This window comes from Siccirubricoccus phaeus (genome assembly GCF_008360935.1).
GTDB classification, from domain to species: domain Bacteria; phylum Pseudomonadota; class Alphaproteobacteria; order Acetobacterales; family Acetobacteraceae; genus Siccirubricoccus; species Siccirubricoccus phaeus.
Genome location: NZ_SRXO01000004.1, coordinates 50,313 through 76,748, shown reverse-complemented (window position 1 = coordinate 76,748; position 26,436 = coordinate 50,313). Strand labels below are relative to the sequence as shown.

At 74.0% G+C, this 26,436-nt stretch carries 21 protein-coding genes; 4 read left to right on the top strand and 17 right to left on the bottom strand.

From position 1 onward, the window contains the following. From E5N76_RS06995 to E5N76_RS06955, 9 genes are all read right to left on the bottom strand, one after another. Complete coding sequence (locus E5N76_RS06995) at positions 1-774, bottom strand: enoyl-CoA hydratase/isomerase family protein (protein ID WP_149536576.1); 774 nt, start codon at positions 772-774, stop codon at positions 1-3. Beyond that, entirely contained in the window at positions 771-1,829 is a 1,059-nt protein-coding gene (locus E5N76_RS06990) for an acyl-CoA dehydrogenase family protein (protein ID WP_149536575.1), read from the bottom strand. Before E5N76_RS06990 ends, E5N76_RS06995 begins: the two co-directional genes overlap by 4 nt. Before the next feature lie 147 nt (positions 1,830-1,976). Beyond that, positions 1,977-2,615, bottom strand: coding sequence for a 3-oxoacid CoA-transferase subunit B (locus tag E5N76_RS06985; RefSeq protein ID WP_187830029.1), 639 nt, complete (start codon positions 2,613-2,615; stop codon positions 1,977-1,979). 116 nt (positions 2,616-2,731) lie between these two features. After that, the gene (locus E5N76_RS06980; protein ID WP_149536574.1) at positions 2,732-3,427 is read right to left on the bottom strand and encodes a 3-oxoacid CoA-transferase subunit A; all 696 of its coding nucleotides are present in this window, start codon (positions 3,425-3,427) and stop codon (positions 2,732-2,734) included. Positions 3,428-3,574: 147 nt separating this feature from the next. Next, positions 3,575-4,402 (bottom strand): isocitrate lyase/PEP mutase family protein, encoded by an 828-nt coding sequence (locus E5N76_RS06975; RefSeq protein WP_149536573.1) that lies wholly within the window; start codon positions 4,400-4,402, stop codon positions 3,575-3,577. A gap of 119 nt (positions 4,403-4,521) precedes the next feature. Beyond that, entirely contained in the window at positions 4,522-5,139 is a 618-nt protein-coding gene (locus E5N76_RS06970) for a 3'-5' exonuclease (RefSeq protein ID WP_149536572.1), read from the bottom strand. Next, on the bottom strand, positions 5,139-5,996 hold the full coding sequence (locus tag E5N76_RS06965) for a MaoC family dehydratase (RefSeq protein WP_149536571.1): 858 nt from the start codon (positions 5,994-5,996) through the stop codon (positions 5,139-5,141). Before E5N76_RS06965 ends, E5N76_RS06970 begins: the two co-directional genes overlap by 1 nt. Before the next feature lie 114 nt (positions 5,997-6,110). Continuing rightward, positions 6,111-6,821: a response regulator transcription factor gene (locus tag E5N76_RS06960; protein ID WP_149536570.1), complete on the bottom strand. Its 711-nt coding sequence runs from the start codon at positions 6,819-6,821 to the stop codon at positions 6,111-6,113. A 163-nt stretch (positions 6,822-6,984) separates the two neighbouring features. Further along, entirely contained in the window at positions 6,985-7,317 is a 333-nt protein-coding gene (locus E5N76_RS06955) for a DUF1491 family protein (RefSeq protein WP_149536569.1), read from the bottom strand. 93 nt (positions 7,318-7,410) lie between these two features. Between E5N76_RS06955 and E5N76_RS06950 the strand changes: the two genes are divergently transcribed. Next, positions 7,411-7,626 (top strand): hypothetical protein, encoded by a 216-nt coding sequence (locus E5N76_RS06950; protein ID WP_149536568.1) that lies wholly within the window; start codon positions 7,411-7,413, stop codon positions 7,624-7,626. A 461-nt stretch (positions 7,627-8,087) separates the two neighbouring features. Here E5N76_RS06950 and E5N76_RS06945 read toward each other — a convergent pair whose 3' ends face one another. Then, positions 8,088-8,627: a cytochrome b gene (locus E5N76_RS06945; RefSeq protein ID WP_187830027.1), complete on the bottom strand. Its 540-nt coding sequence runs from the start codon at positions 8,625-8,627 to the stop codon at positions 8,088-8,090. Positions 8,628-8,651: 24 nt separating this feature from the next. Here E5N76_RS06945 and E5N76_RS06940 point away from each other — a divergent pair, with 24 nt between their 5' ends. Continuing rightward, the gene (locus E5N76_RS06940) at positions 8,652-9,644 is read left to right on the top strand and encodes a hypothetical protein (protein ID WP_235907599.1); all 993 of its coding nucleotides are present in this window, start codon (positions 8,652-8,654) and stop codon (positions 9,642-9,644) included. On the opposite strand, the gene E5N76_RS06935 is transcribed toward E5N76_RS06940, so the two are convergent. Next, positions 9,604-10,407 (bottom strand): ChbG/HpnK family deacetylase, encoded by an 804-nt coding sequence (locus tag E5N76_RS06935; RefSeq protein WP_149536565.1) that lies wholly within the window; start codon positions 10,405-10,407, stop codon positions 9,604-9,606. The two genes, E5N76_RS06940 and E5N76_RS06935, sit on opposite strands and share 41 nt — an antisense overlap. Positions 10,408-10,643: 236 nt before the next feature. On the opposite strand from E5N76_RS06935, the gene E5N76_RS06930 reads away from it, so the two are divergent. Next, positions 10,644-13,457, top strand: coding sequence for an ATP-dependent DNA helicase (locus tag E5N76_RS06930; protein ID WP_149536564.1), 2,814 nt, complete (start codon positions 10,644-10,646; stop codon positions 13,455-13,457). Positions 13,458-13,503: 46 nt separating this feature from the next. Then, complete coding sequence (locus E5N76_RS06925) at positions 13,504-13,920, top strand: tellurite resistance TerB family protein (RefSeq protein WP_149536563.1); 417 nt, start codon at positions 13,504-13,506, stop codon at positions 13,918-13,920. 41 nt (positions 13,921-13,961) lie between these two features. Here E5N76_RS06925 and E5N76_RS06920 read toward each other — a convergent pair whose 3' ends face one another. The 6 genes from E5N76_RS06920 to E5N76_RS30960 all read right to left on the bottom strand — a co-directional run bounded on the left by E5N76_RS06920 (position 13,962) and on the right by E5N76_RS30960 (position 26,417). Next, the gene (locus tag E5N76_RS06920; RefSeq protein ID WP_149536562.1) at positions 13,962-17,108 is read right to left on the bottom strand and encodes an efflux RND transporter permease subunit; all 3,147 of its coding nucleotides are present in this window, start codon (positions 17,106-17,108) and stop codon (positions 13,962-13,964) included. Continuing rightward, the gene (locus E5N76_RS06915; RefSeq protein WP_187830026.1) at positions 17,105-18,178 is read right to left on the bottom strand and encodes an efflux RND transporter periplasmic adaptor subunit; all 1,074 of its coding nucleotides are present in this window, start codon (positions 18,176-18,178) and stop codon (positions 17,105-17,107) included. The genes E5N76_RS06920 and E5N76_RS06915 overlap by 4 nt, the downstream gene beginning before the upstream one ends. Positions 18,179-18,261: 83 nt before the next feature. Further along, positions 18,262-19,029: a thioesterase II family protein gene (locus E5N76_RS06910; RefSeq protein WP_149536560.1), complete on the bottom strand. Its 768-nt coding sequence runs from the start codon at positions 19,027-19,029 to the stop codon at positions 18,262-18,264. After that, entirely contained in the window at positions 19,026-19,919 is an 894-nt protein-coding gene (locus tag E5N76_RS06905) for a class I SAM-dependent methyltransferase (RefSeq protein ID WP_149536559.1), read from the bottom strand. The genes E5N76_RS06910 and E5N76_RS06905 overlap by 4 nt, the downstream gene beginning before the upstream one ends. Further along, positions 19,906-21,045 (bottom strand): Gfo/Idh/MocA family oxidoreductase, encoded by a 1,140-nt coding sequence (locus E5N76_RS06900; protein WP_149536558.1) that lies wholly within the window; start codon positions 21,043-21,045, stop codon positions 19,906-19,908. The genes E5N76_RS06905 and E5N76_RS06900 overlap by 14 nt, the downstream gene beginning before the upstream one ends. Then, complete coding sequence (locus E5N76_RS30960) at positions 21,042-26,417, bottom strand: beta-ketoacyl synthase N-terminal-like domain-containing protein (protein WP_149536557.1); 5,376 nt, start codon at positions 26,415-26,417, stop codon at positions 21,042-21,044. Before E5N76_RS30960 ends, E5N76_RS06900 begins: the two co-directional genes overlap by 4 nt. Positions 26,418-26,436: the final 19 nt, after the last annotated feature.

Sequence of the window (26,436 nt, the reverse complement as noted above, 5' to 3'; positions counted from 1 at the left end):
TCAGGCCCCCTTGAAATGCGGCGTGCGCTTGCCGAGGAAGGCGACGCGGCCCTCGGCGAAATCCTGCGTCAGAAAGAGCGTCGCCTGGAAATGCCGCTCCTGCTCCAGGGCGCGGTCCAGCCCCTCGCCCAGCATCTGCTTGGTCAGCGCCATCGGCGCCGGCGCCTGCTCCGCGAGGAACTTCGCCTTCTCCAGCGCGGTGGCCAGCGCATGGCCCTTCGGCACGACCTGGTCGATCAGGCCGATGCGCTCCGCCTCCGCCGCGCTCATCTGCCCGTGGTAGAGCAGGATCTGCCGCGCCCTGCCCTGGCCGACGCGCAGCGGCAGGGTGTGTGGCAGGCCGAGATCGGCCATCAGCCCGATCCTGCCGAAGCCGGCGGCGAAGCGCGCATCCTCCGCCGCCACGATGGTGTCGGAGGCGCAGGCGAGCGAGAGCCCGGCGCCGACGCAGAAGCCTTCCACCGCCGCGACCACGGGCTTCGATCCCAGCACGATCAGCCGCACCAGCTCATGCGAGAGCCGCATGCGCTCCCGCCCCGCCAGGGCAGACTCGACATCCATGCCGGAGATGTCGCCGCCGGAGCAGAAATGCCCGCCCGCCCCCGTCAGCACGATGGCGCGGATGCCGGCATCGCCCTGCGCCGCCCGCAGCGCCTCGATCATCTGGAAGCGGATGGGCATGGCCAGCGCGTTGCGCCGCGCCGGCTGGTCGATGGTGAGGATGAGGACGGCGCCGTCGCGTTCGCTGACGACGCGGCAGATCGGGTCGCTCATTCCTCCACCTCCGGGCTCACCGCCATGAAGCGCTTGCGGTGCAGGGCGGCGCTGCCGAATTGGTTGGCCAGCACCATCGCCTTCCGCAGGTAGAGGCCGACATCGTACTGGTCCGTATAGCCGATGCCGCCATGGAGCTGGATGCATTCGCGCGTCACCCGCAGCGAGGCCTCCGCCGCCCGCGCCTTGGCGCGGGAAACGGCGGCGCGCCGCGCATCGCCGGTGGCGCCGGCATCCAGCGTGGCGGCGGCGCTTTCGATGCTGGCGCGCGTCAAGGCGAGTTGCATCTTGAGGTCCGCCGCACGGTGCTGCAGGGCCTGGAAGGTGCCGATGATCCTGCCGAACTGGCTGCGCGTCTTCAGATAGTCCAGCGTCATGGCGAAGGCGCGTTCCATGCCGCCGAGGAGATAGGCGCCGGTCAGCAGCGCGGCTTCCTCCAGCGCCGCTTCCAGCGCGGGGCCGATATCCTCGGCCAGCTTCGTGCCCGCGCCGGCCCGCGGCGTCAGCGCGCCGAAATTGCCGCCATCCTGGGTGCGCTCGATCGTCAGGCCGCTCGCCGGATGTTCGTACAGCGCCAGCTTGCCGCCTTCCCGCACCGGCAGCAGCAGCGCGGTCGCGCCGGCGGCCATGGGGATGAACAGGCGCGGCGCGTCCGGTGTGCCCGGCACCTCCAGCCTATCGGCGCGCTCCTGCCAGGCGGTCAGCAGCACCGCCTCGCCGGCCAGCAGCGGGGCGAGGCGCGGCGTGCCGGCCAGGATGGCGGCGGAGAGCATGGCGGGGATCAGCGGCTCCGGCACCAGCGCAGCGCCCAGCTCCTCGGCCAGGGCGCAGGCCTCGCCGAGGCCCAGCCCGGCGCCGCCCGCCGCCTCCGGCACGCGCAGGCCGATCCAGCCCATCTCGCCCATGTCGCGGAACACCGCGGGGTCGAAGCCGAGGTCCTGGAAGCGCAACTCCCGCACCCGCTTCAGGTCGCCGCCCGGCGGCGCCACCGCGGCGGCGCTGTCCCGGATCATCCGGATGCTTTCGGCGCGATCATCCTGCACGGCGGCACTCATCTGCGTTTCCCCGTATTCCCGTGTGGGCGGCCCAACCCGGCCCACCCGTTGTCCAGTCGCGGCTTTGCCGCGACTGACTGTGCGAGTCCTCGGGCCTTCAGCAAACCCGGGGCCCCCATGGCGCCGCGCCAGCGGCGTCGTGGGGATTTAGTTCAGGTGCAGCTTGGCGCCGGACTTGGCCTGCACTTCCTCGAAGGTGACGCCCGGCGCCAGGTCGCGCAGCACGAAGCCCTTCTCCGGCAGCACGTCGATGACGGCCAGGTTGGTGTAGACCCGGCGGATGCAGCGCAGCCCGGTGAGCGGGTAGCTGCACTTCTCCACCAGCTTCGGCCGGCCATCCTTCGTGGTGTGCTCCATCACCACCCAGACACGCTTGGCACCGGCCGCCAGGTCCATGGCGCCGCCGACCGCGGGCGCGGTGTCGTTCTCGCCCGTCGCCCAATTCGCCAGGTCGCCATTCTCCGCCACCTCGAAGGCGCCGAGGACGCAGAGGTCGATATGCCCGCCGCGGATCATCGCGAAGCTGTCCGCATGGCCGACGAAGCTGGCGCCCTTCACCAGGGTGATGAGCTGCTTGCCGGCATTGATCAGCCAGGGATCCTCGGCGCCCTTGGCCGGTGCCGGCCCCATGCCGATGACGCCGTTCTCCGACTGGAAGATCACCTCCCGCTCGGCCGGCACATGGTTCGCCACCAGCGTCGGGATGCCGATGCCGAGGTTGACGCACCATCCCTCCGGCACATCGGCGGCAAGGCGGGCGGCCATCTGGTTACGATCGAAGGGCATGCTCCAACCTCCCTTAGAGCGTGATCGGTTGAGGTCGAATCGACCGAAACCGTGAATCACACGACCGAACAATGAGCTGGAGCGGGGCGGGTGAGCGCAGCTCAACCGATCCCGCTCTAGCGCGCTTCGGGCTTCAGCCAATCCCCGCCGCGATCCACCTGGACCACGCGGTTCACATAGACGCCGGGCGTGCCGACCATGTGCGGGTGCAGCTCCCCGAGCTCCCGGATGTGCTGCACCTGGGCGACGGTCAGCTCCGCCGCCATGGCCATGATCGGGTTGAAATTGGCGCCGGAGCCCCGATAGACGAGGTTGCCCCAGCGATCGGCCTCCCAGGCCTCCACCAGCGCCACATCGGCCTTCAGCGCCTTCTCCATCACGTATTCCCGGCCGTCGAATTCCCGCGTCTCCTTGCCGCGGGCCAGCAGCGTGCCGGCCGCCGTCGCGGTGTAGAAGGCGGGAATGCCGGCGCCGGCGGCGCGGATGCGCTCGGCCAGCGTGCCCTGAGGGGTGATCTCCAGCTCCAGCTTGCCCTCGCGGTAGAGCGTCTCGAACACCACCGGATCGCTGCTGCGGGGGAAGGAACAGATGATCTTCCGTACCCGGCCGACCTCCATCAACCGCGCCACGCCGACATGCCCGCTGCCGGCATTGTTCAGCGCAATGGTAAGATTCTTGGCGCCCTGCTCGATCAGCCCCTCGATCAGCGCATCCGGCTGGCCGACCGCGCCGAAGCCGCCGATCAGCACGGTGGAGCCGTCCTTGACGCCGTCCAGGGCCTCGGCGACCGAGGCCACGATCTTGTTGATCATCCATCTCCCTCCCGGGGGTCGATTGGAGGTAACCCGCACCGCGGCCTGGGTCCAGCCCCCTGTGCCGGGAGGGGCGCCGCCCCTCCCGGACCCACCCCGCCAAAGGCCGAAAGGCTTTTGGAAACCATGAGCCTGCGGGCGGAACCGCTAGCCCGCCTTGCCACGCATCGCGCCGTTGATGGCGGCATGCGGGGCAATGGCGGCGAAGCGCGGCAAATCGCCCCCCAGCAGGGCACGAGCATAATCCTGCGCGGCGGCATAGGCGGCGCGGGCCAGGGCGCCGCCCACGGAAACGCGGCGCACCCCGGCCGCCGCCAGCTCCGCCAGAGGCACCAGCCCGGCGCGCGGGCCCGCCAGCACATTCACCGGCTTCGGCGCCACCGCCTGCACCACCCGGCGGATGGCCGCCATATCCGGCAGGGCAGGGGCGTAGAGGCAATCGGCGCCGGCCTCCGCGAAGGCCGTCAGGCGGCGGATGGTGTCTTCCAGATCCGGCCTGCCATGCAGGAAATTCTCCGCCCGCGCGGTCAGCACGAAGGGCCGACCGAGGGCGTGGGCGGCGGCGATGGCGGCCTTCACCCGGGCCAGGGCGGCGTCGAATTCATGGATCGGCGCGGCGGGATTGCCCGTCGTGTCCTCGATGGTGCAGCCGGCGAGACCGGCCTCGCCGGCGGCGCGCACCGTCAGGGCGCAATCCTCGGGCGCGGGGCCGTAGCCATCCTCCAGATCGGCGGAGACCGGCAGATCGGTCTCCGCCAGGATGGCCGCGGCATTGCCGACGGCCATCTCCCGCGTGATGGCCCCGTCCTGGCGCCCGAAGGTCCAGGCCGCGCCGGCCGAGGTGGAGGCCAGCGCCACCGGCCCCAGCGCCGCCAGCAGCCGGGCGCTGCCGGCATCCCAGGCATTGGGCAGCACGAAACAGCCTGTCCCATGCAGGGCGACGAAGCGTTCGGCACGTTCGGCGATATTCGTCATGGCGGACCTCCTCCTCCTGCGCACCGGTTAGCCGAAGCCCGGCGCGGAATCCTTCGGGCCGCGACGAAAGGTGGCGCGGCCAGGGAGCCCGCCGCGGCGGGCCGGACAGCGTGCCCGCCTCAGCACTCCCCGGGCCCGTTGGTGATGCCGTGCAGGTGCATCATCGCCGGCGGCAGGCCGTGCAGGGCACGCAAAATCTGCACGGCCAGCCATGCATCCTCCAGCGCGCCGTGAAACATGCCTTCCCGTGCCAGGCCGCATGCCGCGGCGGCATGGGCCAGGCCGGCGCGGCCGCCGGGCCGCGCCCGGCGCCAGGCCCGGAGGGTACAGAGCTCGCCACCCCAGGGGATCGGCAGATACAGCCTTTCGAATTCCCCGCCCAGCATGCGCCGGTCGAAGGCCAGGTTATGGGCGCAGCCCATGGCGCCGGCGAAGAACGCCGCAATCTCCGCCGCATGCAGGGCGAAGGGCGGGTGCAGCGCCAGGAAGGCGTCGGACATGCCATGCACCCGGGCCGCGCCCCAATGGCAGGGAATGCCGGGGGCGAAGGCGAGATGCAGCGTCGCCTCCGGCGCCAGCGCCGCATCCAGCCGCACCGCGCCCAGGGAGACGACGCGGTCGCCGAAGCCGGTGCCGGTGGTCTCCGTATCGAAGACCACCACCGGGCCGCCATCCCAGGCCAGGGCGGCCGGTCCATCTGCCGGCGCCGCGGCCCCGCCGGTCATCGCCCCGCGCATCAGGCGAAGCGGAACAGGCCGTTGCTCACCACCACCTTGTCCCGCTCCACCACAAGGGCGCGGAAGGCGGCGCCGCCTTCCTCATGCCAGATCTCGGTCCGGATGGTCTCCCCGGGGAAGACCGGGGAGGAGAAGCGCAGATCCATCCGCCCGAACCGTGCCGTGTCATAGCCGCAGAGCGTGCGCAGCAGGGCGTGGCAGACCGTGCCGAAAGTGCAGAGCCCGTGCAGGATCGGCCGCGGGAAGCCGGCCGCCCTGGCGATGGCCGGGTCGATATGCAGCGGGTTCAGGTCGCTGTTCAGCCGGTAGACCAGCGCCTGCTCCGGCCGCGTGGCGAGGTCGAGCGACAGGTCCGGCGCCCGCTCCGGCTCCGGATGCGGCCGCTTCACCGGGCCGTCCGGCCCGCCGAAGCCGCCATCGCCGCGCAGGAAGCTGGTGGAGGTGGCGGTGGCCAGCACCGCGCCGCTCGCCGCATCGATGATCTCGCGCTCCGAATACATCAGCGCGCCCTTGCCAGGGCCCCGGTCCACCAGCCCGGTGATGCGGGAGCGGCCGATGATCTCGCCCTCGGTCGGCAGGGGCCGGTGCAGCACCAACCCCTGTTCGCCATGCACGATCTTCACCCAGTCGATGCCGGTATCCGGGTTGCGGGACCAGAAGCCCGGCGCGCCGAGCACCACCGGCATGGAGGGCATGACCTTCAGCCGGGGCTCGTAGAGAAAATCGAGCTGCTGCTCATCCATCGGGTCCTGGCCGAGGCCGACGCTGAAATTATACAGCGCCACATCCTGCCAGCGGAGCGCCTGGCGGATCTCCGGGATCGGGTAGTTGAGCAGCTTTTCGTAGACGATGGGCATCGGCGTTCCCCCGGGGTCAGGGCGGGCAGTTTCTCCACTGCCATCCCAGGGGACAAGGGCCAGGAAAAATCGCCAGGCACAACCGGGCACGGCCCCCGCCGCGCCCGGCAGGGATCAGGCCGCGTCGGCCAGGGGGTTCAGCTTGTAGCCGCCGCCCTCGGTCACCAGCAGCCTCGTATTGGCCGGATCCGGCTCGATCTTCTGCCGCAGCCGGTAGATATGCGTCTCCAGCGTATGGGTGGTGACGGCGCTGTTGTAGCCCCACACCTCGTTCAGCAGGATCTGCCGCGGCACCGGCCGGCCGCCGGCCCGGTAGAGATACTTCAGGATGTTGCTTTCCTTGTCGGTCAGCCGGACCTTGCGGTTCCGGGACGCTTCCAGCAGCATCCGGGCGGCCGGACGGAACAGGTAAGGGCCGATGATGAAGACCGCGTCCTCCGAATTATCGAAGACGCGAAGCTGGGCGCGGACCCGGGCCAGCAATTCGTGCAGACGAAAGGGCTTGGCGATGTAGTCATTCGCCCCGGCATCGAGGCCCTTGATCACGTCCTGCTCCTGGTCCTTGCCGGTCAGCATGATGACCGGCATGCGCCGCCCATCCCGCCGCAGCTTGGCGCAAAAATCCCGGCCGTCGCCGTCCGGCAGGCCGATATCCAGCAGGATGGCGTCGTAGCGGGCATCCGCATGTGCCAGCTTGAGCTCCGCTTCCTTCGCGCTTTCCGCCTCATCGGCGGTGAAGTCGCCATCCAGGGAAAGCTGCTCCGCGAGGGTCGCGCGCAGCGCGGCATCGTCCTCGACAATCAGGATTGGGCGGGGGGATGCCATGAAGCCTCCGGAAATAGGGTTGCGTGAAAACGTCGCCTTCGCCCGGACGTTCCGCGCCCGGCCTTGGAACAGGGGGGATTGAAACCACAGGGATAGAAAGACGCACCTCACGGGCGCGTAGGGGCGGATACACAAGATTGCGATAGCGTGACAACGAGTTGTGTTACAATACTTTCCCCTCAAACGGGGGTTGCAGATCGGGGGCGTCGAATTCCACGATCCATAGATCGGGGTCCCGTCGCACCTGCCGGTCCACATAGGCGTCGGCGGCTTCCTGATTGACGGGCGCCTCGCCCGTGCCGCGCATCCAGGCGGGGCGGCCTTCCGCGTCGCGCACCTGGCTCAGCACCAGCAGCCCGTCGCGACCGCGTAGGACGCAGAGAATCCCGCCGGAATCCGGGTCTCCCTTGCGCAGCACGGCGCCGCTGCGGCCGGCGATATCGGCCAGGCGCAGCGCCATCGAAACCCAGATTCCGGCTTTCACGCGAGGTTCCATGCGGGCATAGGAACCGCCCGGCGCGCCCGCTGGCAAGCTCTGCTTGCCCTGCCGCCCCGGCTCCGCCACATCTGGCGCCGCGTAGGAGTTCCCATGGATCACCGTAAGATGAGCGAGGGGCAGCGCGCCTATGAGGCGAAACGCGCTGCTCGCGCGGGCATGAGCCTCGAGCGCTGGCTCGACCAGAAGGCGAAGGAGGCGGAGGCGGAGCGCACCGCGGCGGCGAAGACGGCCGTCCCGGCGAAGGAGGCGGGGAAGAAGCCCGGCTTCTTCTCCCGGCTGCTGGAGAAGGCGCAGAAGCCGATCTAGTGTCCTGCCCGCAAAGTTCGCTGGATTTCCAGCGAACGCAGCGGGCAGGACACTGAAAACAAAGCTGGTGGCCCGAGAACGAAGTCCGCAGGACTTCAGCATCGGGACACTAGCGATCCCCGCGAGGCGCCGCTGCGCGGCGCCCGCATGGGCAGCGCCATGAGAGGTCCCGGGACGGGCCGCCTTGCGGGCAGTGCGCAGCCTGCCGCGGCGGCCTCGGAAGGGGCGCGGGCGCTACGCCTTGCGGGGCCGCAAGGCACCCAAGGACAGCGGGCGGCGCCGACAGAGGCGCGGCTTTGCGCGCTGCGCAGCCTGCCGCGGCGGCCCTGAAAGGGCGCGGGCGCTGCGTTCGGCACGGAGCGGCGAGGCACGCGAGGACAGCGGGCGCGCCGAAGAGACGCGGCTCCGCGAGCTGCGCCGCCCCTACCGCCGCCGGGGCGGCGGGCAGCCTCGGGGCGGCGCTACACCATGCGCAGCAACAGCCCGTCCCGCCTGACGGCCTGGTGGAACACCACGCCGCCGATATGCAGGACGAGCAGCACCAGGATGGTCCAGCCGCCGATCGTATGCAGCGCCTGCAACTGCCCGGCGAGGTCCTCATTCGCGTCCATGAATTTCGGCAGCTCGATGAAGCCCAGATAGGCGGTCTGGCCCTGCAGCGGAAAACCCCAGGCGTTGGTGGCGAAGAAGCCGAGCAGCGGCTGCACCAGCAGCAGCGCGTAGAGCGCGTGGTGCACGGTATTCGCCGCCAGGCGCAGCGGCGCCGGGATGCTCGCCGGCAGGGGCGGCGCCTTGTGGCTCAGCCGCCAGAGCAGGCGCAGCAGCACCACCAGGAACAGCGTCACCCCGGCGGATTCATGGATGGCGTAGAACACCATCTTGGTGGCGCCCTCCTGCGCCTCCGTGATGTGCTGGATGACGAAGCCCACCGGCAGCGCCACCGCCATCAGCGCCACCGTGATCCAGTGGAACCACTTCGCAACCGGGTTGTAGCTCTGCATCCTGCCCTCCCCCCAATGTCCCGCATGCTGCCACAGCCCGGCCGAGCCCTGCCCGATCTGATCGCCGCCCATGCCGATTGGAGCATCGACCCGCGCAAGCGCTGGCTGAGCCTGGCGCGGCGCGAGGGCGGCATCTGGCGCGCGGAGGCGCCGCGGCCGGTGGGCGAGGTGGCCACCCTGCTGCCGGCGCTGCTGGCGGCAGGGGCGCCGGTGGCGCTCGGCCTCGATCTGCCGCTGGGCCTGCCGCGCGCCTATGCGGCGGGACGGGCGGAGGCGGGGTTTCCGGAATTCCTCGCCGGGCTGGCGGCGCGGCCGGAATTCTTCGCGGTGAATGCGGGGCTGGAGACGGTGTGCGCCGCCAGCCCCTTCTACCCGGCGCGCGGCCTGCGGGGGATGACGCGCGCTGCCCATGCCGCCGCGCTGGGCTTCGCCGGCGCGGAGGGGCTGTCCCGCTGGTGCGACCGGGCGACGGCGGAGCGCCCGGCCGGCGCGCCGCTGTTCTGGACCCTGGGCGCCAACCAATCCGGCAAGGCGGCGATCGCAGCGTGGCGGGACTGGCTGGTGCCGGCGCTGGCCTCGGGCGCGCCGGTGCGCCTCTGGCCCTTTCAGGGCGGGCTGCACGCACTGCTGGCGCCGGGGGTGGCGGTGCTGGCGGAGGTCTATCCGGCGGAGGCGCTGCGCCATTGCGGCCTGAAGCTGGCGGGCAGCAAGCGCGCCCAGGGGCCTCGCCAGGCGCTGGCAGCGGCGCTGCGGGAGGCGATGGCGGCGCGTCGCGTAGTGCCGGGCGCGGCGCTGGCGGCGGCCATCGCGGCCGGCTTCGGCGCGGATGCGGCAGGGGAGGACCGCTTCGACTCGCTGATCGGCCTGCTCGGCCTGATCGGCGTGCTGGACGGGGCAAGGCCGGATTTCGTGCCGGAGGATCCCTGGATAAGGCACTGGGAAGGCTGGGTGCTGGGGCAGACGGCGCTGCCGCGCCTCAGCCTGCCCGCATCCGGTCCCGCAGCACCCGGTAGCTGATGCGGACGATGCCGGCCGCGTCCAGCAGCGCAGGCAAGGCGGGGTCCAGCATGCCGGCGGCGTCGGCGGCGCGCAGCTCGGCGAAGCGGGGGGAATAGGCGCGCAGCTCCGGCCCGTCCTCCACCGGATGGGCGAAGATTTCGGTGATGCCGGGGCGGAGATGCGGCAGGGCGTCGCGCAGCACCTCGGCCGTGGGGCGCGGCCAGGGGTAGAGCATGTGGTCGTTGCTCAGCACGCCGCGCGCGGCAGCGCGGGCCCGGGCCGCCGCGCCGGCGATCGCGGCCTCCGCCTCGCCCAGGAGGCGCACCGGCAGGCGATAGGCCAAAGCGAGGTCGAGATACACCTCGAACAGATCGTCCCGCCCCTGCAGCACGTTCATGTGCAGGTCCAGATGCGTGACGTCGACGCCCCAGGCGAGGGCGGTGGCGATCTGCGCCGCCCCTTCGGCGCGGGCCTCGGCGGCGTCCAGCGCGGCGACCGCTGCCGCCGTGGTGGGGTGGCAGTAGCCCTCGGCGTCGCGCAGGGAGGCGCCGGCGGTCAGCGGGCGCCAGCGGTAGGCCGGGTACTCGCTGGTGAAGGTGAGGTGGATGCCCAGCGGATGGCCGCGGCACAGCAGCGCCGCCTCCGGCGCCCAGGGGCAGGGGACCATCAGCGAGGCGCTGGTGGCGACACCCTGGGTCAGGGCACGGTGAATGGCGCAATTCGCGGCATGGCTGGCGCCGAGATCGTCGCAATTGAGGATGAGATAGCGGGCATCGGGCATGTGGCACCATCGTCCGAGAGGGGCGTCGCGCCGTAAGGCGTGCCTTACGGCGCGCGCCCCCTCGGGCTCCCCCCACCAAAGGCCGAAGGGCCTTTGGGAACCATGAGTCCAGGCGCGGCGGTTCTACCGCAAAACTCAAGGGTTCCAAGGGCTCTTCGGCCCTGGCGGGTGGAGTTTGAGGAGGGCGGAGCCCTCCTCAATGCGAAGCGGTTCCTACCCTGCTAGGCTGCCGGGCAATGCCAACCCCCCGTTTGCTGCTGCCCGATGCCCCGGCCCTGGTCGCCGGCCATGGCCGCGCCACCCTGCTGACGCCCGATGGGGAGTTACTGGAGCTGCCCTCGGCTGCCCTGCCCCGTGCCCTGGCCGACCACCCCCCGCCCCTGCTGGTCCATGCCCCCGCCACCGCCCGCCGCCTGGACCTGCCCCGCTTCGAGGCCACCTTCGACCTGCTGGACCTCTTCGCCTTCTGCCGCCCCGCCCAGCTTGCCGCCCCTACCCCGCGCGGCCTGGCCATGGCGCTGGGCTTCGACCCGCCGCGCGACGATGCCGCCGCCGCCGCCCTGCTGCCGGAGCTCGCCACCGCCCTGCTGCGCCACCTGGCGCAGGGCCGCAACACGCCGCTGAACCGGGATGCCGGCATCCTCGCCGCGCAGATGGAGCAGGCCGCCGGCTGGCCCTGGACGCCCGCCGTGCTCGCCGCCCTGGGCCGGGACCCGGAAAAGCCCTCGCTCGACGCCCACAGGGTCTGGCGCCGCCTGCCGGAGTGGGAGGATCCCGGCCCGGCCCAGCCCCCCGCCAGCTTCGACGTCTCCCCGGCGGAAGCCCGCCAGCGCCTTGGCCAGATCCTCGGCGAAGGCGCGGAGCAGCGGCCGCAGCAGGCGGATTTCGCCTCCGCCGCCGCCGGCGCCTTCGCCCCGCGCGACGACCGGGGCCAGCCCCGCCTGGTCCTCGCCGAGGCCGGCACCGGCACCGGCAAGACGCTGGGCTACATCGCCCCCGCCTCCCTCTGGGCGGAGCGCAACGGCGCGCCGGTCTGGATCTCCACCTTCACCCGCAATTTGCAGCGTCAGATCGACCAGGAGCTCGGCCGCCTCTACCCGGAGCCGGAGGAGCGCCGCCGCCGCGTGGTGGTGCGCAAGGGGCGGGAGAATTACCTCTGCCTGCTGAATCTGGAGGAGATGCTGGGCCAGGCCAGCCAGCCGGACATGGCGGTGCCGCTCGGCCTCGTCGCCCGCTGGGCGCTGGCGACGCGGGACGGCGATCTGCTGGGCGGCGATTTCCCTGGCTGGATCGCGGAATTGCACGGGCCGCAAGCCCTTTGGCCGCTGGCCGACCGGCGGGGCGAATGCATCCGCTCCGCCTGCCCCCGCTACAAGCAATGCTTCGTCGAGCATTCCATCCGCCGCGCCCGCACCGCGACGCTGGTGGTGGCCAACCATGCCTTGGTCATGGTCCAGGCGGCGCTGGGCGGCGGCGAGGATGGCCGCCCGGTCCGCTACGTCTTCGATGAGGGCCACCACCTGTTCGACGCCGCGGATGCCGCCTTCAGCGCCGCCGTCACTGGCGCCGAGACAGCGGAATTGCGCCGCTGGCTGCTGGGCGCCGAGGGCGGCCGCAGCCGCGCCCGCGGCCTCCGCCGCCGCATCGAGGAACTCGCCGGCGACCTGCCGGACCTGCTGCCGCCCATGGAGGCGGCGTTGCAGGCCGCCCGCGCCCTGCCCGGCCTCGGCTGGTCCAGCCGGCTTTCGGAGGAGCCCCGCCAGCCCGTCAGCGAGGCCGCCGCGGAGCGCCTGGCCAACCCCACCGAGGTCTTCCTCCGCGCCGCCCGTCGCCAGGTGCTGGCCCGGGCGGAAGAGGATGACGGCCTCTATGACCAGCAATGCGACCTGCACCCGCTGGGCGAGGGCATCGCCGAGGCCGCCGAGGCGCTGGAACGCGCCCTGAAGCGGCTGGAGGAACCGCTGGCCACCCTGCGGGACCGGCTGCAGGCCCGGCTGGAGGATGATGTCTCGGAGCTGGAGACCAGCGACCGCATCCGCCTGGAAACCGCTGCCCGCGGGATCGAACGCCGCGCCCTGCTGCCGCTGAAGGCCTGGCAATCCATGCTCCGCACCCTCGCCGCTCCGCCCCCCACGCCCGGGGAGCGCCGGGAATTCGTCGATTGGCTGGCCGTGACAAGGCGCGACGGGCGGGAGGTGGATGCCGGCCTGCACCGCCACTGGCTGGACCCCACCACCCCCTTCGCGCTGAACGTCGCGGCGCCGGCGCATGGGCTGCTCATCACCTCCGCCACCTTGCTCGACCGGCTGGGCGACGCCGGGCTGACGGAGGAGCCGGACGCCGTCTGGAACACCGCCGAGGCCCGCACCGGTGCCAGCCACCTGCCTTCCCCGGCCATCCGCGCCGCCCTGGCCTCGCCCTTCGACTACGCCGCCCGTACCCGCGCCTTCGTGGTGACGGATGTGGAGCGCGGCCGGCCGGGCCAGGTGGCGGCGGCGATGCAGGCGCTGTTCCTGGCCTCGGGCGGCGGCGCGCTCGGCCTCTTCACCGCCATCCGGAGGCTGCGGGACTGCCACCACCACATGGCGCAGGGGCTGGAACAGGCCGGCATCCCACTCTTCGCCCAGCATGTGGATGCCATGGACAACGCCACCCTGGTGGATGTCTTCCGGGCGGAGGAGGATGCCTGCCTGCTGGGCACAGACGCCATGCGGGACGGGGTGGACGTCCCCGGCCGGTCCCTCCGCCTGCTGGTCTTCGATAGGGTGCCCTGGCCGCGCCCCTCCATCCTGCACCGGGAAAGGCGGATCCATCTCTCGGGCGGCGACCCCAAGGGCTATGACGACGCCCTGGCCCGCCATCGGCTGCGCCAGGCTTTCGGCCGGCTGATCCGCCGGGCGGATGACAAGGGAGTGTTCGTCCTGCTGGATCGTTCCTGCCCTTCCCGCCTGCTGGCCGGGCTGCCGCCTGGGGTGCAGCCTCGCCGGGTGGGGCTGGCGGAGGCGGTGGCGGAGACCCGCGCCTTCCTCTCTGACGGAACCGCGAGTTGACGCCGCGCGCTGGGCAAGCGACCTGACGGCGGAAAGCGAGGCCCCCATGCCCAATACCCGATTCAACGCGCAGGAAGCGCTGGTCTGCGCCATGGTGCTGATGGGCGCCTCGGACCGGCAGATGTCCGATGCCGAGCTGGGGATGATGTCTCGGCTGGTGCAGGAGCTGCCGGTCTTCGGCGATTTCCACCCGAGCGGCATCGCCAGCGTGACCGAGACCTGCCTGAAGCTGCTGGAGCGGGAGGACGGGCTGGACCGCGCCTGCACCCTGATCCGCGACGCCTTGCCGCCGCGGCTGCGCGAGACCGCCTATCTCCTGGCCTGCGAGGTGGCGGCGGCGGATGGCGAGGCGACCCAGGCGGAGCTGCAATTCCTGCAGGAATTCCGCCTGGCGCTGGACCTGGACCGGCTGATCGCCGGCGCCATCGAGCGCGCGGCGCGGGCGCGGTACCAGGTGATTTAGGCCGCGTCCGCCGGATCCATGCGACGCCGTTGCGCTCCCGCTCAATGGCGCGGCCGAAGATCACCGCCGGCCAAGGGGCCGGAAAGCCTCGGATCGGACCCGCCTGCGCGGCGCCGCCGCCGCGCGATCCAGTCCCCCGCTTCGTCGAGGCAGGAATAGACCACCGGCACCACCACCAGGCTGAGCAGGGTGGAGGTGACGAGCCCGCCGATGACCACGATGGCCATCGGCGCCCGGAACTCGGAATCGGCGCCGATCCCGGCCGCGATATGCGCCATGCCCGCCACCATGGCGATGGTGGTCATGATGACCGGGCGGGCACGCTTGCGCACCGCCTCCAGCACCGCCTCGTCGCGCCCGACGCCGCGCTCCCGCCGTGCCAGGATGGCGTATTCCACCAGGAGGATGGAATTCTTCGCCACGATCCCCATCAGCATCAGCACGCCGATCACCGCCGAGATGCTGAAGGGCCGCTGCGTGCCCAGCAGGGCGAGCAGGGCGCCGCTGAGCGAGAGCGGCAGCGCCACCATGATGGTGATCGGCTGCAGCACGCCGCCGAACAGCAGCACCAGGACGAGGTAGACCAGCAGCACGCCCGCGGCGAGGGCGGCGGCGAACCCCCCGAACAGCTCCCGCATGGTCTCGGCATCGCCGATCTCGCGCCGCTCGATGCCCGGCGGCAGGTCGCGCAGGATGGGCAGCGCGTTCACCATCTCCAGCGCCTCTCCCAAGGCCAGGGTGCCGAGCTCCACCTCCACCGTCACCTGCCGCCGCCGATCCAGCCGCACGATGCTGGCGGGCCCGCTGCCGGCGCGGATCTCGGCCACATTGCCGAGCGGCACGGCCGGGCCGGCGCGGCTTTCCACGCGCAGCAGGCGCAGCGCCTCCAGCCGGTGGCGCGCCGCCTCGTCCAGCATGGTGCGGATGTAGATCTGCCGCCCCGGCAGGTCGAAGCGCCCGAGGCTCTGGTTCACGTCGCCGATCGTGCCGATGCGCGCCGCCGTCGCGATGGCGGCGGTGGAGACGCCGGCCTCGGCGGCGCGCGCCTCCAGGGGCAGGATCTGCAGCTCCGGCCGCTCCAGGCTCGCGGCCGAGCGCACCCCCGCCAGGCGCGGCAGGCCGCGCATCTGCCGCTCCAGCTCGCGCCCGGCGGCGGCGAGCGCGGCGGGATCGGTGCCCGCCAGCGTCACCAGCAGCCGCGCCCCGCTTTGGCCATCCGCGCCGAACCGGATGCGCGCACCGGGGATGCGCGACAGGGCGGGCCGTACCGCGGCCTCGAAGTGCTGCTGCGTCGATCTCCGCTCGGCGCGCGGCTTCAGGGTTACGATGAAATTCGCCATGCGCGGCTCGCCCGTCTTCGTGGCGGCGCCGAGTCCCGCATTGCCGCTGATGGTGGTGCCGAGGGAGACGAAGACCGAGGCCACCTCCGGCCGCGCGCGCAGGATTGCCTCCGCCTCCCGAACCGCCGCCGCCGTGCCGCGCAGCGTGGTGCCCGGCGGCATTTCCAGCGCCAGGACGGAACGGCCGCGATCCGGGCTCGGCATGAAGTCGCGCGGGACGAGGGGCAGCAAAGCGAGGCTGGCGCCCATCAGCGCCAGGGCCGCCAGAATCGTGAGGGCGCGATGGCGCAGCGCCCAGCGAAGGGCGGCGAGGGCCGCGCGCCGGACCCTGCCTGCCTCCCGCGCCTGGCGCGGCGCCGCGCGCAGGCAATGCGCGGCGAGCAGCGGCGTCAGCAGCCGCGCCACGAGCAGCGAGAAGGCAACGGCGGTGGCCACGGTGAGGCCGAATTCCCGGAAGAACCGCCCGGCCACGCCCGGCATGAAGGCCACCGGCACGAAGACGGCGAGAATGGTCGCGGTGGTGGCGATGACGGCCAGGCCGATTTCGGCCGAGGCGGCGAAGGCGGCGGCGCGCGGCCCCCGTTCCGGCGCCGCCTGGAGGTGCCGCACCATGTTCTCGATCTCGACGATCGCGTCGTCCACCAGCACCCCCACCACCAGGGTGAGGCCCAGCAGGGTGACGCTGTTGAGCGAGAAGCCGGCCAGCCAGATCACGCCGAAGGTGGGCAGCAGGGAAAGCGGCATGGCCAGCGCCGCGATCCAAGTGGCCGGCCAGTCGCGCAGGAACAGCCATACCACCAGCATGGCGAGGAGCGCGCCCACCAGCAGCGCCTCCAGCGCCGCATCATAGCCGCTCTGCACGTCGGTCACCGTGGCGGCGACGCGATGGAATTCGACGCCGGGATGCGCGGCGCCCAGCGCGTCCAGCCGCTCCTCGACCTGCGCCGCCACGGCAAGCTCGGAGGAGCCGCGGCTGCGGCTCACCTCGAAGGCCACGACGGGCAGCCCGTCCAGCCGCGCGGCGGTGCGCAGCTCCGCCGTGCCATCGCTCACCTCGGCCAGCGCATCGAGCCGCAGGGAGCGCCCGTCCGGCAATACGATGCGGCGTGCCCGCAGCGCCTCGACCGTGGCGGCGGAGCCGAGGGCGCGCAGCGATTGCTCCGCCTCGCCCAGCGTCATCCGGCCGCCCGGCAGGTTGACGTTCTCCAGCCGGAGCTGCGCGCTCACCTGGCCCGCGGTGATGCCGAAGGCCAGCAGGCGGTCTGGCCGCAGCGCCACGCGGATCTCCCGGTCGGCGCCGCCGATGCGCGTCACCGCGGCGACGCCCGGCGCGGCGAGCAGCGCCTTGGCCACGGTGTCGTCGATGAACCAGCTCAGCGCGGCGGGGGAAAGCCCGGGGGCCGCCGCCGTGTAGGTGAGGATGGCGCCGCCCGTGGCCTCCATCCGCCGGATGACCGGCTCGCTGATATCGGCCGGAAGCTGGGCGCGGATCTCGCCGACATGGTCGCGGACGTCGTTGGTCGCCTGGTCGATGTTCTTGCCCAGGCGGAATTCCACGATGGTGGTGGAGAGCCCGTCGGTGACCGTGGAGTAGATGTGGCGCACCTCGGTGATGCCGGAGAGCGCGTCCTCCACGCGCCGCGTCACCTGCGCCTCCAGCTCCGTCGGGGCCAGGCCGGGCTGCGCCACCGTCACCGTGACGACGGGCAGATCCACATCCGGCATGTTGTTGACGCGGAGCAGCGGCCAGGCGGCGAGGCCGGCGAGGCCCAGCAGCAGGAACAGCACCGCCGTCGGCACCGGGCTCCGGATGGCCCAGGCGGAGATGTTGCCGTGCTCGCCCGTCACCGCGGCGCCTCCGCGGCGAGGCGCACGCGGTCGCCATCGGCGAGGAAGCCGGCCCCCACCCCCACCACGGCCTCGCCCGGGGCAAGGCCCGCCGCCACCGCCAGCGCCCCATCGGCAAGCCTAGGGCCGAGCGTCACGCGCCGCAGCGCCACATGCTCGCCAACCAGCACGAAGACCCCGGCCGCGCCGTCGCGGAAGACCACGGCTTCCTGCGGCACGGCTAGGAGATCGGCGACGCCCGTGGCGATCTCGGCCAGGACGAACATGCCGGGGCTGAGGCCGGAGCCCGGCGGCAGGCTCACATAGACGATGCCGAGCCGCGCCTGCCCGGGCAGCAGCGGCGCGACGAGGCGCACCCTGCCCTCCACCTGCCGGCTGCCATGCCGCACCGCGACGGGCTGGCCTGCCTGTACCGAGGCGAGGTCCATCTCCTGCACCCGTGCCTCCATCTCCACCCGCCCCTGGCGCAGCAGGCGGAAGGCGGTCTGGCCGGCCACGGAGACGCTGCCGGGCAGGATGTCGCGGCTCAGCACGATGCCGGAATCGGGCGCCCGGATGCGCGTCTGGGCCAGCCTGGCGGCCACCTCGTCGCGCTCGGCGCGCAGCGAGACGAGCCGCGCCTCGGCCCGCGTCAGATCGGCCTCGCGCTGCTCCAGCGCCTGCCGCGCGGCGGTGTGGGTGGCGATGAGGGAGCGGGTACGCGCGAGTTCGACGCGCGCCAGGACCAGGGTGGCCTGGGCCTCTTCCACCAGCGCCGCGGCCCTGGCGTGCTGCGCGGCGAGCACGGCATCGTCCAGCCGCGCCAGGAGCTGGCCGGCCTCCACCGCCTGGCCTTCCTCCACCAGCACCTCGCGCACCCGCAGCCCGTCGATCTCCATGCCGAGGCGCAGCTCCTGCCAGGCAACCACCGGCCCGTCCGCCGGGACGAGCCGCGGCACGCGCCGCGGCTCGGCGCGCGCCGCGACGACGGTGAGGGCGGGCGGCGCGGCCGGCCGGACCGTGGCGGGCGGGGGCGGCGGCAGCCGGGCCGGGCGCGCCAGGACCCAGGCGGCGGCGAGGGCGGGAAGCAAAAGCAGCAGCAGCCGCCGGCGGCGCGGTGCGCGGGCCGCGACCTCCGTGCCTGGATCGCGACTGGGCAGCGAGTCGGGCACGGTCAGGCCGGCGCGGGTTGCAGGGGGACGGGCCGGAGGGCAGCCAGGCGCAATTGCGCAAGCACCTCCGCCGCCTGGTCGCGCAGGTAGAAATGGTCGCCCGGCCGCGTCACCAGGCGGAAGCCGGCTGCGCCATGCCGCGCCCAGCCCGCCATTTCCTGCACGGAGACTTCCGGATCCGCCTCCCCCGTCAGCGCCAGCAGCGGGCAGTCCAGCGGCGCGTCGGGCGCATAGGCGTAAAGCTCGGTCATGGCGAAGTCGGCGCGCAGGGCGGGTTCGGCCAGGGCCATGAATTCGGGATGGGTGAGCAGCTCGGGCGCCGTCCCGTTCAGCCCCTGCAGCGCCTGCAGGAATTCCGGCGGCGGCAGGGCGTGGCGGAAGCCGGTGGGGTCGCGGCCGAGATGCGGCGGGTGGCGCCCGGACACGGCCAGGGCGGCGGGCAGCAGCGCGTAGCGCCGGCGCAGATGCCGCGCCGCCTCGAAGGCCAGCAGGGCGCCCAGGGAATGGCCGAACAGCAGGAAAGGCCGGTCCAGCCGGCGGCGCAGCGCGGGGCCCAGCGCCGCCATCAGCGCCCCCGCCGTGCGCAGCGGCGCCTCCTGCCGCCTAAAGCCGCGCCCGGGCAGCTCCACCGGCAGCAGCGCCAGGCCCAGCGCCCGCGCCGGCGCCATCCAGGGGCGGTAGAAGGCAGCGGAGCCCCCGGCGAAGGGGAAGCAGACGAGGAGGGTCTCCGCCGCCTCCGGCGCATAGGGGAACCAGGGATCGGCGCTCATGCCCGCCCCTCCCCTGCCAGTTCCCGCAGCAGCGCCTGCAGCAGCGCGCCACGGTCCGGCATGGCGGGCAGCGTCTCCTCCGCCGCCGCCTCCCCCCGCCGCAGATGGTGGATCACGTAGCGCACCGCGCCCTGCCGCATGGCGCGGTGCAGCGGCGTCTCCGGCCCCGCCCGGTAGGTGTCGAGGAAGCCGGCCGTCTCCGGCGCGGCGGCGGCGATCCCGGCGAAGACGGCATCCTCCGCCGCCGCCGCCGCCGCCCGCGCACGCAGCACCGCCGCCGTCACGTCCCGTGCGCGCAGCATCTCGAAGCCCCGCGCGGCGAGCAGCGCGTGCAGCGCCTCGCGCGCCGCCGCCGGGACGAGATCCACGAAGACGAAATGCCCGCCCGGCCGCAGCACGCGATGGACATGGCGCAGGAAGCCCGGGAAATCCGGATAGGCGCAGGAGCTCTCGATGTTCAGCACGAGGTCGAAGCTGCCATCGCCATAGGGCAGGCGGCAGGCATCGCCCTGCTGGAAACGCGCCCCGGCCAGCTCCGGCAGGGCGCGGCAATGGGCGATGTTGGCGGCGCCGATATCGAGGCCGGCAAGGGAGCGGCAGCGGAACAGCCGCGCCAGCACCACCAGGGCGCCGCCCCTGCCGCAGCCGACATCCAGCACCTCCTGCCCGGAGGGGTCGAGACCGCCCAACGCCTCCAGCACCAGGCGCCACTGCGCGCGCTGCGGCACATGCGGCGGCGGTTCCAGCGCCGCTTCGCTTTCCTCCGGCGCGGCGGCATAGCCCCAATTGAGGAACAGGGCCTGCCCGGCCATGCCGCGCGCCGCCAGCGCCCGGTCGAGCTCGGCATAGATCCGGGCATTGCGGCGCAGCCTTTCCTCAGCCGCCGGCATGGACCGCCTCCCTGGCGTGGAGGCCGACCGCCGCAGGGGGCGGCGGCGGCCGCAGCGGCCGGCAGGCGGGCGCGCCGGCCTTCTGCCCGGCCAGCAGCCAGGCGCGCGCCAGCAGGGTCAGGAATTCCGGCGTCTGGCCCGCGGGCGCCGGCCCCCCGCGCACCGCGGCGGCGAATTCCGCCAGGGCGATGGCGACGGCCCCGGGCAGCGCCTCCCGCACCGCCTCGCGCCCGGTCAGCGCCGCGCCGGCCTCCACCGCCAGCAGCGGCGCATCGAGGAAGGGCAGCGCCGCCGCGGGCTCGCCGCCCGGCAGCAGCAGGGAGGTTTCGCTTTCGGCATAGCCCGGCATGTAGAGCGGGCGGCTGCGCAGCACCGGGCCGAAGCTGCTGGCCAGAGCGATGCTGCCCTCGGCGCCGCCCACGGCCATGCGGTGCATGACCAGGGAATGGTGGTCGAGATCGGCCGGGTCGAGATAGCTCTGCAGGCGCAGCGAGAAGGGCAGCCCGCCCAGCTCGCCCTCCAGCGCCGTGAAGGGCTGCCCGGCATGGCCGCCGCCGCGTTCCAGCCACAGCTCCCCCAGCCCGCCCAGGGCCCGGCCCAGCATGTCGAGGGTGGAGTAGAGGAGCTGCCGGCTCGTCGTCGCCTCGGCATAGGCCGGCCGGTCGGGCGCCGCGCCCGCGTGCCACGCCTGCACCGCACGGATGAAGCCGCGCGGTGCCGGCAGATGCGGATAGACGCTGTTGACGTGGAAGGGCACCCCGCGCCGCGCTGCCAGCTCCAGCAGCCGCACCATCTCCACGGGATGCAGCGGATGCTCCATCAGCACCGGCAGGCCGGCTGCCAAGAAGGCCTCGGCCAGCGCCGTGCCGCGCCCGCCCATGGCGCCGGCCCGCACCACCACCGCCACGGCGTCGCTCGCCGCCGCGGCCTCGCGGGTGTCCAGCCAGAGCGGCACGCCCAGCGCCGCCGCCAGCCGCCGGGAGCGCTCGCCTCCGCGGGCCAGGAGGCCGGCGAGGACGAGGCCCGGCACGCCGTCCCGCAGGGCCTTGAGGTAGGTCTCGCCGAAGCGCGTGCCGCAGACCGCGAGGCGCAGCGGGGCGCCGGGGGTGCCGGGGGTGCCGCTCATCGCCCCGCCCGCTCCCGCTCGAGCAGGGCGGCAAGCTCCGCCAGGCTCTCCGCGCCCAGCGCCGCCTCGGCGCTGAGCGTCACGCCGAGCTCGCGCGCGGCGCGCTCGCCGAGATCGAGGAACATCAGGGAGTCGATGCCGAGCTGGATCAGCCCCGCCCCAGGATCGACCTCCCCGGGCGGGCGCCCCACCAGCTTCGCCACCGCGCCGCGCAGCCAGGCCAGCACATCCTCCTGCCCCGCCGCCGGGGTATCCGCCGCCACCCCGGCGGCGGGCGCGCCCGCCAGCAGGGCGAGCGCCGCCGGGTCGGCCGCGACGATCGCCGCCTCCCCCTGGGCCAGGGCTGCGCCGAGCGCTGCGAGCCCCGCGGCGTTGGAAAGGCCGGCGGTGGCGAAGCGGGCGGCGAGGGGCTGGTGCTCCTCCCGCAGCGCCTCGCGCCAGTAATCCCAGGCGATGGCGGTGGCGGCGATGCCCTGGCTCCGCGCCGCGCCGGCCATCGCCTCCAGCGCGGCATTCGCGCCAGCATGGGCGCCCTCGCCGGGCGGGCCGAGCGCTGCGGCGAGGGAGGAGAAGAACACGGCCCGTGCGCCGGGATGCGGGCGGAGCGCCTCCAGGATCGCGGCGGCGGCATTGAGCTTCACCGCCAGCACCGGCCCGGCCGCCTCCCAGCTCTGCTGCTCCACCAGCCCGTCCCGCACGATGCCGGCCAGGTGGAACACGGCGCGTGGCGCGGCACCCGCCGCCTCCAGCGCGCTGAAGCCGCGGGCGATGGCGGCGGGGTCGGCGCAGTCGATGCCGGGCAGCAGCCGGAATTCCATGCCATGGGCCGCGCGCAATGCCGCCAGCGCCGCCGCCTCCGCCGCGTCCGGGCTGCGGTGCAGGAAGAGGGTGACGTCGCGCACCCCCTGCGCGCCGAGCCAGCCCAGCACCACCCGGCCTAGCCGGGAGAGGCCCCCCGTCAGCGCCACCGTGCCGCCCTCCGGCAAGGACCAGGCGGCATCCTCCCGCACGGGCAGCGCCGCGAAGCGGCGGCGGAAACCCTGGCCGCGCCGCAGCGCGCCGAAGGCGGCGGCGCCGCGCAGCGCGGCGGGCGGGGCGAGCAGGCGGGCAAGGCTCGCCGGGGCGAGGTCGGTATCCAGCACCGCGATGGGCAGCGCGACATTCTCCCGCGCCAGGGCGAGGCCCATGCCATGGGCCAGGGCGGCGAGCGGCCGTTCCACCGCCTCGCCGGGCAGGGCCAGGGCCTGGCGGGTGACGATCATGGCGCGGGCATCGGGCCCGGCGCGGCGGGCGGCGCGGGCCAGGGCGGCGAGGGCGTTGTGGAGCGGCCGCAGCCGCTCGGCCGGGGCGGCCCCGGCGTCGGCGATGAAATCATCGGCCAGGAGCAGGGTGGAGGCCCCACCGGGCAGCGCCTCGGGCACCCCGTCGAGCAGGACGCAATCCCGGCCGGCGGCGAGCAGCGCCTCGGTCAGCGCGCCGCCCGGCGGGCCGACCAGGCGGCTCGCCTCGGAGAGGGGCGCCGCGGTGGCCGGCACCGCCTCCCAGCGCGCGGCGGCGAGCAGCGGCAGGGCTTCCGGGGCCGCCGGCAGCATCAGCCGCGCCGGGGCGGGGCTGGCCCAGGCCAGGGGGAATTCCGCCCCTTCCCCCACCAGCGCCAGCCCGCCCCCTGCCACCGCCGCGAGATGCAGCGGCGCCTCGCCGGGCAGGGCCGCGACGGTGAGGGCGGCGGCCGGGGCGCCAAGCTCCTCCAGCAGGGCGCCCAGGCCGCGTGGCGTCGGGCCGAGCCAGCGCGCCACCGCCGGCAGCTCCGCGCCCGGCGCGCCGAGACGCGCCCGGGCGACAAGGGTGCCGCCCGAGTCCAGCCGCAGGACGCTGCCCTCCCGCCGCAGCGCCAGGGGCGCGCCGACGGGCGGCATGGCGGCAGCGGCCATCTCCTCCAGCCGGCCGGGCAGCAGAAGCGCGGCGCGGGCGGCTTCGACCAGGGCCCCCAGCGGGGAGGTTCCTTGCGCCACCTCGCCCTCCCAGAGCGGCGGGGCGGCCTCCGCCGTCGCCGGGGCGGCGGCCCCCGGCAGGCGGGCGAGGATGATGGCCTCGCCCATCGCCGCCTGGGGCGTGTCTTCCTCCGGGAAGCTGGCGGTGGCGGCGAAGCCCGCCTCCTGCGCCGCCTGGCGCCACAGGGCCGCCGGGGCGAAGAGGCCGCCGCGCACCACGTGGTCCTCCACCTCCGGGGCCAGCGCGCCGAAGACGAGGTCGAAGAGCGGCTTGCGCTCCACCAGCTCGCGCAGCAGCAGCACGCCGCCCGGCTTCAGCAGGCGGGAGAGGTTGCGCAGCACGCCGGGGAGGCTCGGGGCATTGTGCAGCACGTTCGCCGCCACGATCAGGTCGCAGGAGGCGGGGGCGAAGCCCTGCGCGGTCACGTCGCGCAGCATGTCCAGCGGGCGGAATTCCATGCCCGCTACGCCGACGAAGCGCTCCCGGGCACGGGCGAGGAAGAGCGGCCCGATATCGGTGAAGATGTAGCGCGCCAGGCGCGGGCCGAGCGCGGCGAGGATGGCGCCGGTGGTGCCGCCGGTGCCGGCCCCCACCTCCAGCACCGTCACGCGCCGCCCGGCCGCCCCCGCCACGGCGCCGGCCAGCTTCGCCGCGATGTCGTTCAGGTGGCGGCTGTAATGGTGGCTCTCGTAGAGATCGGCGGCGTCGGAGGTGTCGCCCTCGGGGAAGACGAGGTTCACCAGCTTCATGCGCCCGGCCAGGACGGCATCCAGATGCGGCGCGGTGCGGGCGATCAGCCCGGCGAGGCTCGGCGCCACCAGGTCGCCTGCCTCGGGCGGCGCGCCAGGGCGGAGCGGGCCGCGATAGCGGCCATCCGGATCGCGGGAGACCCCGCCCTCCGCCGCCAGATCCTCCAGCAACCTGCCGGCGAGCTGGCGGAAGCCAGGGGCGATGCCGCCCTCCCGCAGCACGGCGTCGAGGTCGCGCGGCGCCGCGTCCCCGAGGCAGCCCAGGGCGCCGAAGGCCTGCGCCACATGGTGGCGGTGCAGCGCCGCCACCGCTGCATGCTCGCGCCGCACGCGCGCCGCGTCCACGGTGATGGCGGCGACGGCGGCATCGCCCGCCGCCAGCACCGCCGCCCACCCGGCATCGGGCGGGGCGCCGCTGCCGGCGACGGGGCGGTAGAGCCGGCGCTCCTCGAAGGGCATTGGCGGCAGGCTGACGCGGCGCGCCGGGGCGGGCGCCGGGCATTCGCCCAGGCCCGCCTGCCACAGCGCCAGCTCGAGCCCATGACGGAAGGCGGTGGGCGAGGGCTCGGCGAGATGCACGGCAAGGCCCGGCGCCGCGGGCCAGGCGGGTGCGCCGCTGAGGGCGAGGGGCGCGGCGGCCCAGCCGTCCAGCACGGCATCGCCGGTCGGGGGCGGCGCCTCGCCCCGGTCCAGCGCGTTTAGCCAGGCGAGCAGCGCCGCCTCCGGGAGGTCCGCGCGGGCCAGGGCGACGGCGAGCGCCCCCGCCCCCTCCCCTTCCACCGCGCCGCCCGGCAGGGCGAGCAGCGTGGTCACCAAGGCGAGTTGCGGCAGCAGCAGGCCGGAGGGCGGCAGCGCTCCCGCCGCCCGCTCGCGCCAGCGCTGCAGCGCCGCGGGGACGGGAAGCGCCGCGAGGGCGAAAGGATCCTCGCCGCCGCCCCAGGCCGCCCGCAGCCAGGCGGTGGCGGCCTCCTCCGTGGCGCCGGTGAAGCGCAGGAGCCCGCCCTCGCCCAGCGCCGCGAGGCCGGGCACGGCGCCCTGCGCAAGGGCCTCCAGCGCCGCGCGCGCGCCGCCCGGCAGTGGCGCCGTGGCGATGGCCCGCAGCATCTGCCGCGCGGCGCCGCCCCGCGCCTCCGGCCCGGCATGGGCGAGCGTCGCCGCCAGCGTCGCCGGGCAGACATCGCCCTCCCCGAGCCGCGCCGCCAGCCGCGCGGCGTGGCGCGCGAGCCCCGCCGGGCTGCGCGCCGGCACGGGAAGCGCGACGGGCCGCGCCGCCGGGCGCGGGGTGGCGCGGCGCGGCGCCTCCTCCAGCACCACATGGCAATTGGTGCCGCCGATGCCGAAGGAGCTGACGGCGGCGCGGCGCGGCCCCTCGCCCTCCCAGGGCAGGGCATAGGCGGGCAGGAAGAAGGGGCTGTCCGCCAGCTCCAGCGCCGGGTTGGGCGCCTCCGCATGCAGGGTGGGCGGCAGCACGCGGTGGCGCAGCGCCATCACCGCCTTCAGCAGGCTGGCGATGCCCGCCGCCGTGTCGAGATGGCCGAGATTGGATTTCACCGAGCCGAGGGCGCAGAATTGCCGGGCGTCGGTGGAGCGGCGCCAGATACGCGTGAGCGCCGCCACCTCGATCGGGTCGCCGAGCGGGGTGCCGGTGCCATGCGCCTCCACCAGCCCGATGGTCGCCGGGTCGGCCTCCGCCATCTCCAGCGCCTCGGCGATGACCGCGGCCTGCCCCTCCACGCTCGGCGCCGTGAAGCCCGCCTTGGCGGCGCCGTCGTTGTTGGCCGCCGAGCCGAGCACCACCGCCCATACCTCGTCGCCATCGGCCAGCGCATCGGCCAGGCGCTTCAGCAGCACCACGCCGCAGCCGTGGCCAATGCCCGTGCCGTTCGCATCGGCGGCGAAGGGCCGGCAATGCCCGTCCGGCGAGAAGATCATGCCCTCGCGATGGAAGTAGCCCAGCGCCTGCGGGAAGCTGATGCCCACGCCGCCGGCCAGCGCCATGTCGCAGGCGCCGCTGCGGAGCTGCTCGCAGGCCATGTGCACGGCGACGAGGGAGGAGGAGCAGGCCGTCTGCACGGTGAGCGCGGGGCCGGAAAGGTCCAGCTTGTAGGCGACGCGAGTCGCCAGGTAGTCCTTGTCGTTGCCGGTCAGCGCCTGGAAGTTCCGCGGCGCGGCGATGCCCAGCATCATCTCGCGGTCCGGACGCAGCCAGGTGCTCATCCGCGCGGCGCCGAACACGCCGACACTCCCGCGCGGCGCCCGGCCGCCATAGCCTGCCACCTGCAGCGCCTCGGCCGCGCAGGCGAGGAAGAGGCGCTGCTGCGGGTCGATCTCCAGCGCCTCCTGGTCGGCATAGCCGAAGAAGGCGGGATCGAAATCGCAGGCATCGTCGAGGATGGCGCCGCGCCCGACATAGTCTGGCCGCGCGGCGGTGGCAGGGTCGATGCCGGCTTCCGCCAGCTCCGCCGGGGTGAAGGCGCGGACGCAATCCTCGCCCTCGAAGAGGCGGCGCCAGAAGGCGGCCGGGTCGGGCGCGCCGGGCATGCGGCAGGCGGCGGCGATGATGGCGACGGGGCCGTCCAGCTCCGGCACGTCGTCGAGAACGGGGTTCGGGGCGGCGTTCGCGTCGGGCATCTGTGCTTGGCTCGTCCTG

Coding starts and splice junctions, on each gene's coding strand:
- E5N76_RS06900 (WP_149536558.1), bottom strand. CDS start 21,045: ATGAGCGGCACCCCCGGCACCCCCGGCGCCCCGCTGCGCCTCGCGGTC.
- E5N76_RS06905 (WP_149536559.1), bottom strand. CDS start 19,919: ATGCCGGCGGCTGAGGAAAGGCTGCGCCGCAATGCCCGGATCTATGCC.
- E5N76_RS06940 (WP_235907599.1), top strand. CDS start 8,652: ATGCTGCCACAGCCCGGCCGAGCCCTGCCCGATCTGATCGCCGCCCAT.
- E5N76_RS06985 (WP_187830029.1), bottom strand. CDS start 2,615: ATGCCCTTCGATCGTAACCAGATGGCCGCCCGCCTTGCCGCCGATGTG.
- E5N76_RS06995 (WP_149536576.1), bottom strand. CDS start 774: ATGAGCGACCCGATCTGCCGCGTCGTCAGCGAACGCGACGGCGCCGTC.
- E5N76_RS06990 (WP_149536575.1), bottom strand. CDS start 1,829: ATGAGTGCCGCCGTGCAGGATGATCGCGCCGAAAGCATCCGGATGATC.
- E5N76_RS06935 (WP_149536565.1), bottom strand. CDS start 10,407: ATGCCCGATGCCCGCTATCTCATCCTCAATTGCGACGATCTCGGCGCC.
- E5N76_RS06910 (WP_149536560.1), bottom strand. CDS start 19,029: ATGAGCGCCGATCCCTGGTTCCCCTATGCGCCGGAGGCGGCGGAGACC.
- E5N76_RS06970 (WP_149536572.1), bottom strand. CDS start 5,139: ATGCGCGGGGCGATGACCGGCGGGGCCGCGGCGCCGGCAGATGGACCG.
- E5N76_RS06945 (WP_187830027.1), bottom strand. CDS start 8,627: ATGCAGAGCTACAACCCGGTTGCGAAGTGGTTCCACTGGATCACGGTG.
- E5N76_RS06975 (WP_149536573.1), bottom strand. CDS start 4,402: ATGACGAATATCGCCGAACGTGCCGAACGCTTCGTCGCCCTGCATGGG.
- E5N76_RS06960 (WP_149536570.1), bottom strand. CDS start 6,821: ATGGCATCCCCCCGCCCAATCCTGATTGTCGAGGACGATGCCGCGCTG.
- E5N76_RS06965 (WP_149536571.1), bottom strand. CDS start 5,996: ATGCCCATCGTCTACGAAAAGCTGCTCAACTACCCGATCCCGGAGATC.
- E5N76_RS06925 (WP_149536563.1), top strand. CDS start 13,504: ATGCCCAATACCCGATTCAACGCGCAGGAAGCGCTGGTCTGCGCCATG.
- E5N76_RS06955 (WP_149536569.1), bottom strand. CDS start 7,317: ATGGAACCTCGCGTGAAAGCCGGAATCTGGGTTTCGATGGCGCTGCGC.
- E5N76_RS30960 (WP_149536557.1), bottom strand. CDS start 26,417: ATGCCCGACGCGAACGCCGCCCCGAACCCCGTTCTCGACGACGTGCCG.
- E5N76_RS06930 (WP_149536564.1), top strand. CDS start 10,644: ATGCCAACCCCCCGTTTGCTGCTGCCCGATGCCCCGGCCCTGGTCGCC.
- E5N76_RS06950 (WP_149536568.1), top strand. CDS start 7,411: ATGGATCACCGTAAGATGAGCGAGGGGCAGCGCGCCTATGAGGCGAAA.
- E5N76_RS06980 (WP_149536574.1), bottom strand. CDS start 3,427: ATGATCAACAAGATCGTGGCCTCGGTCGCCGAGGCCCTGGACGGCGTC.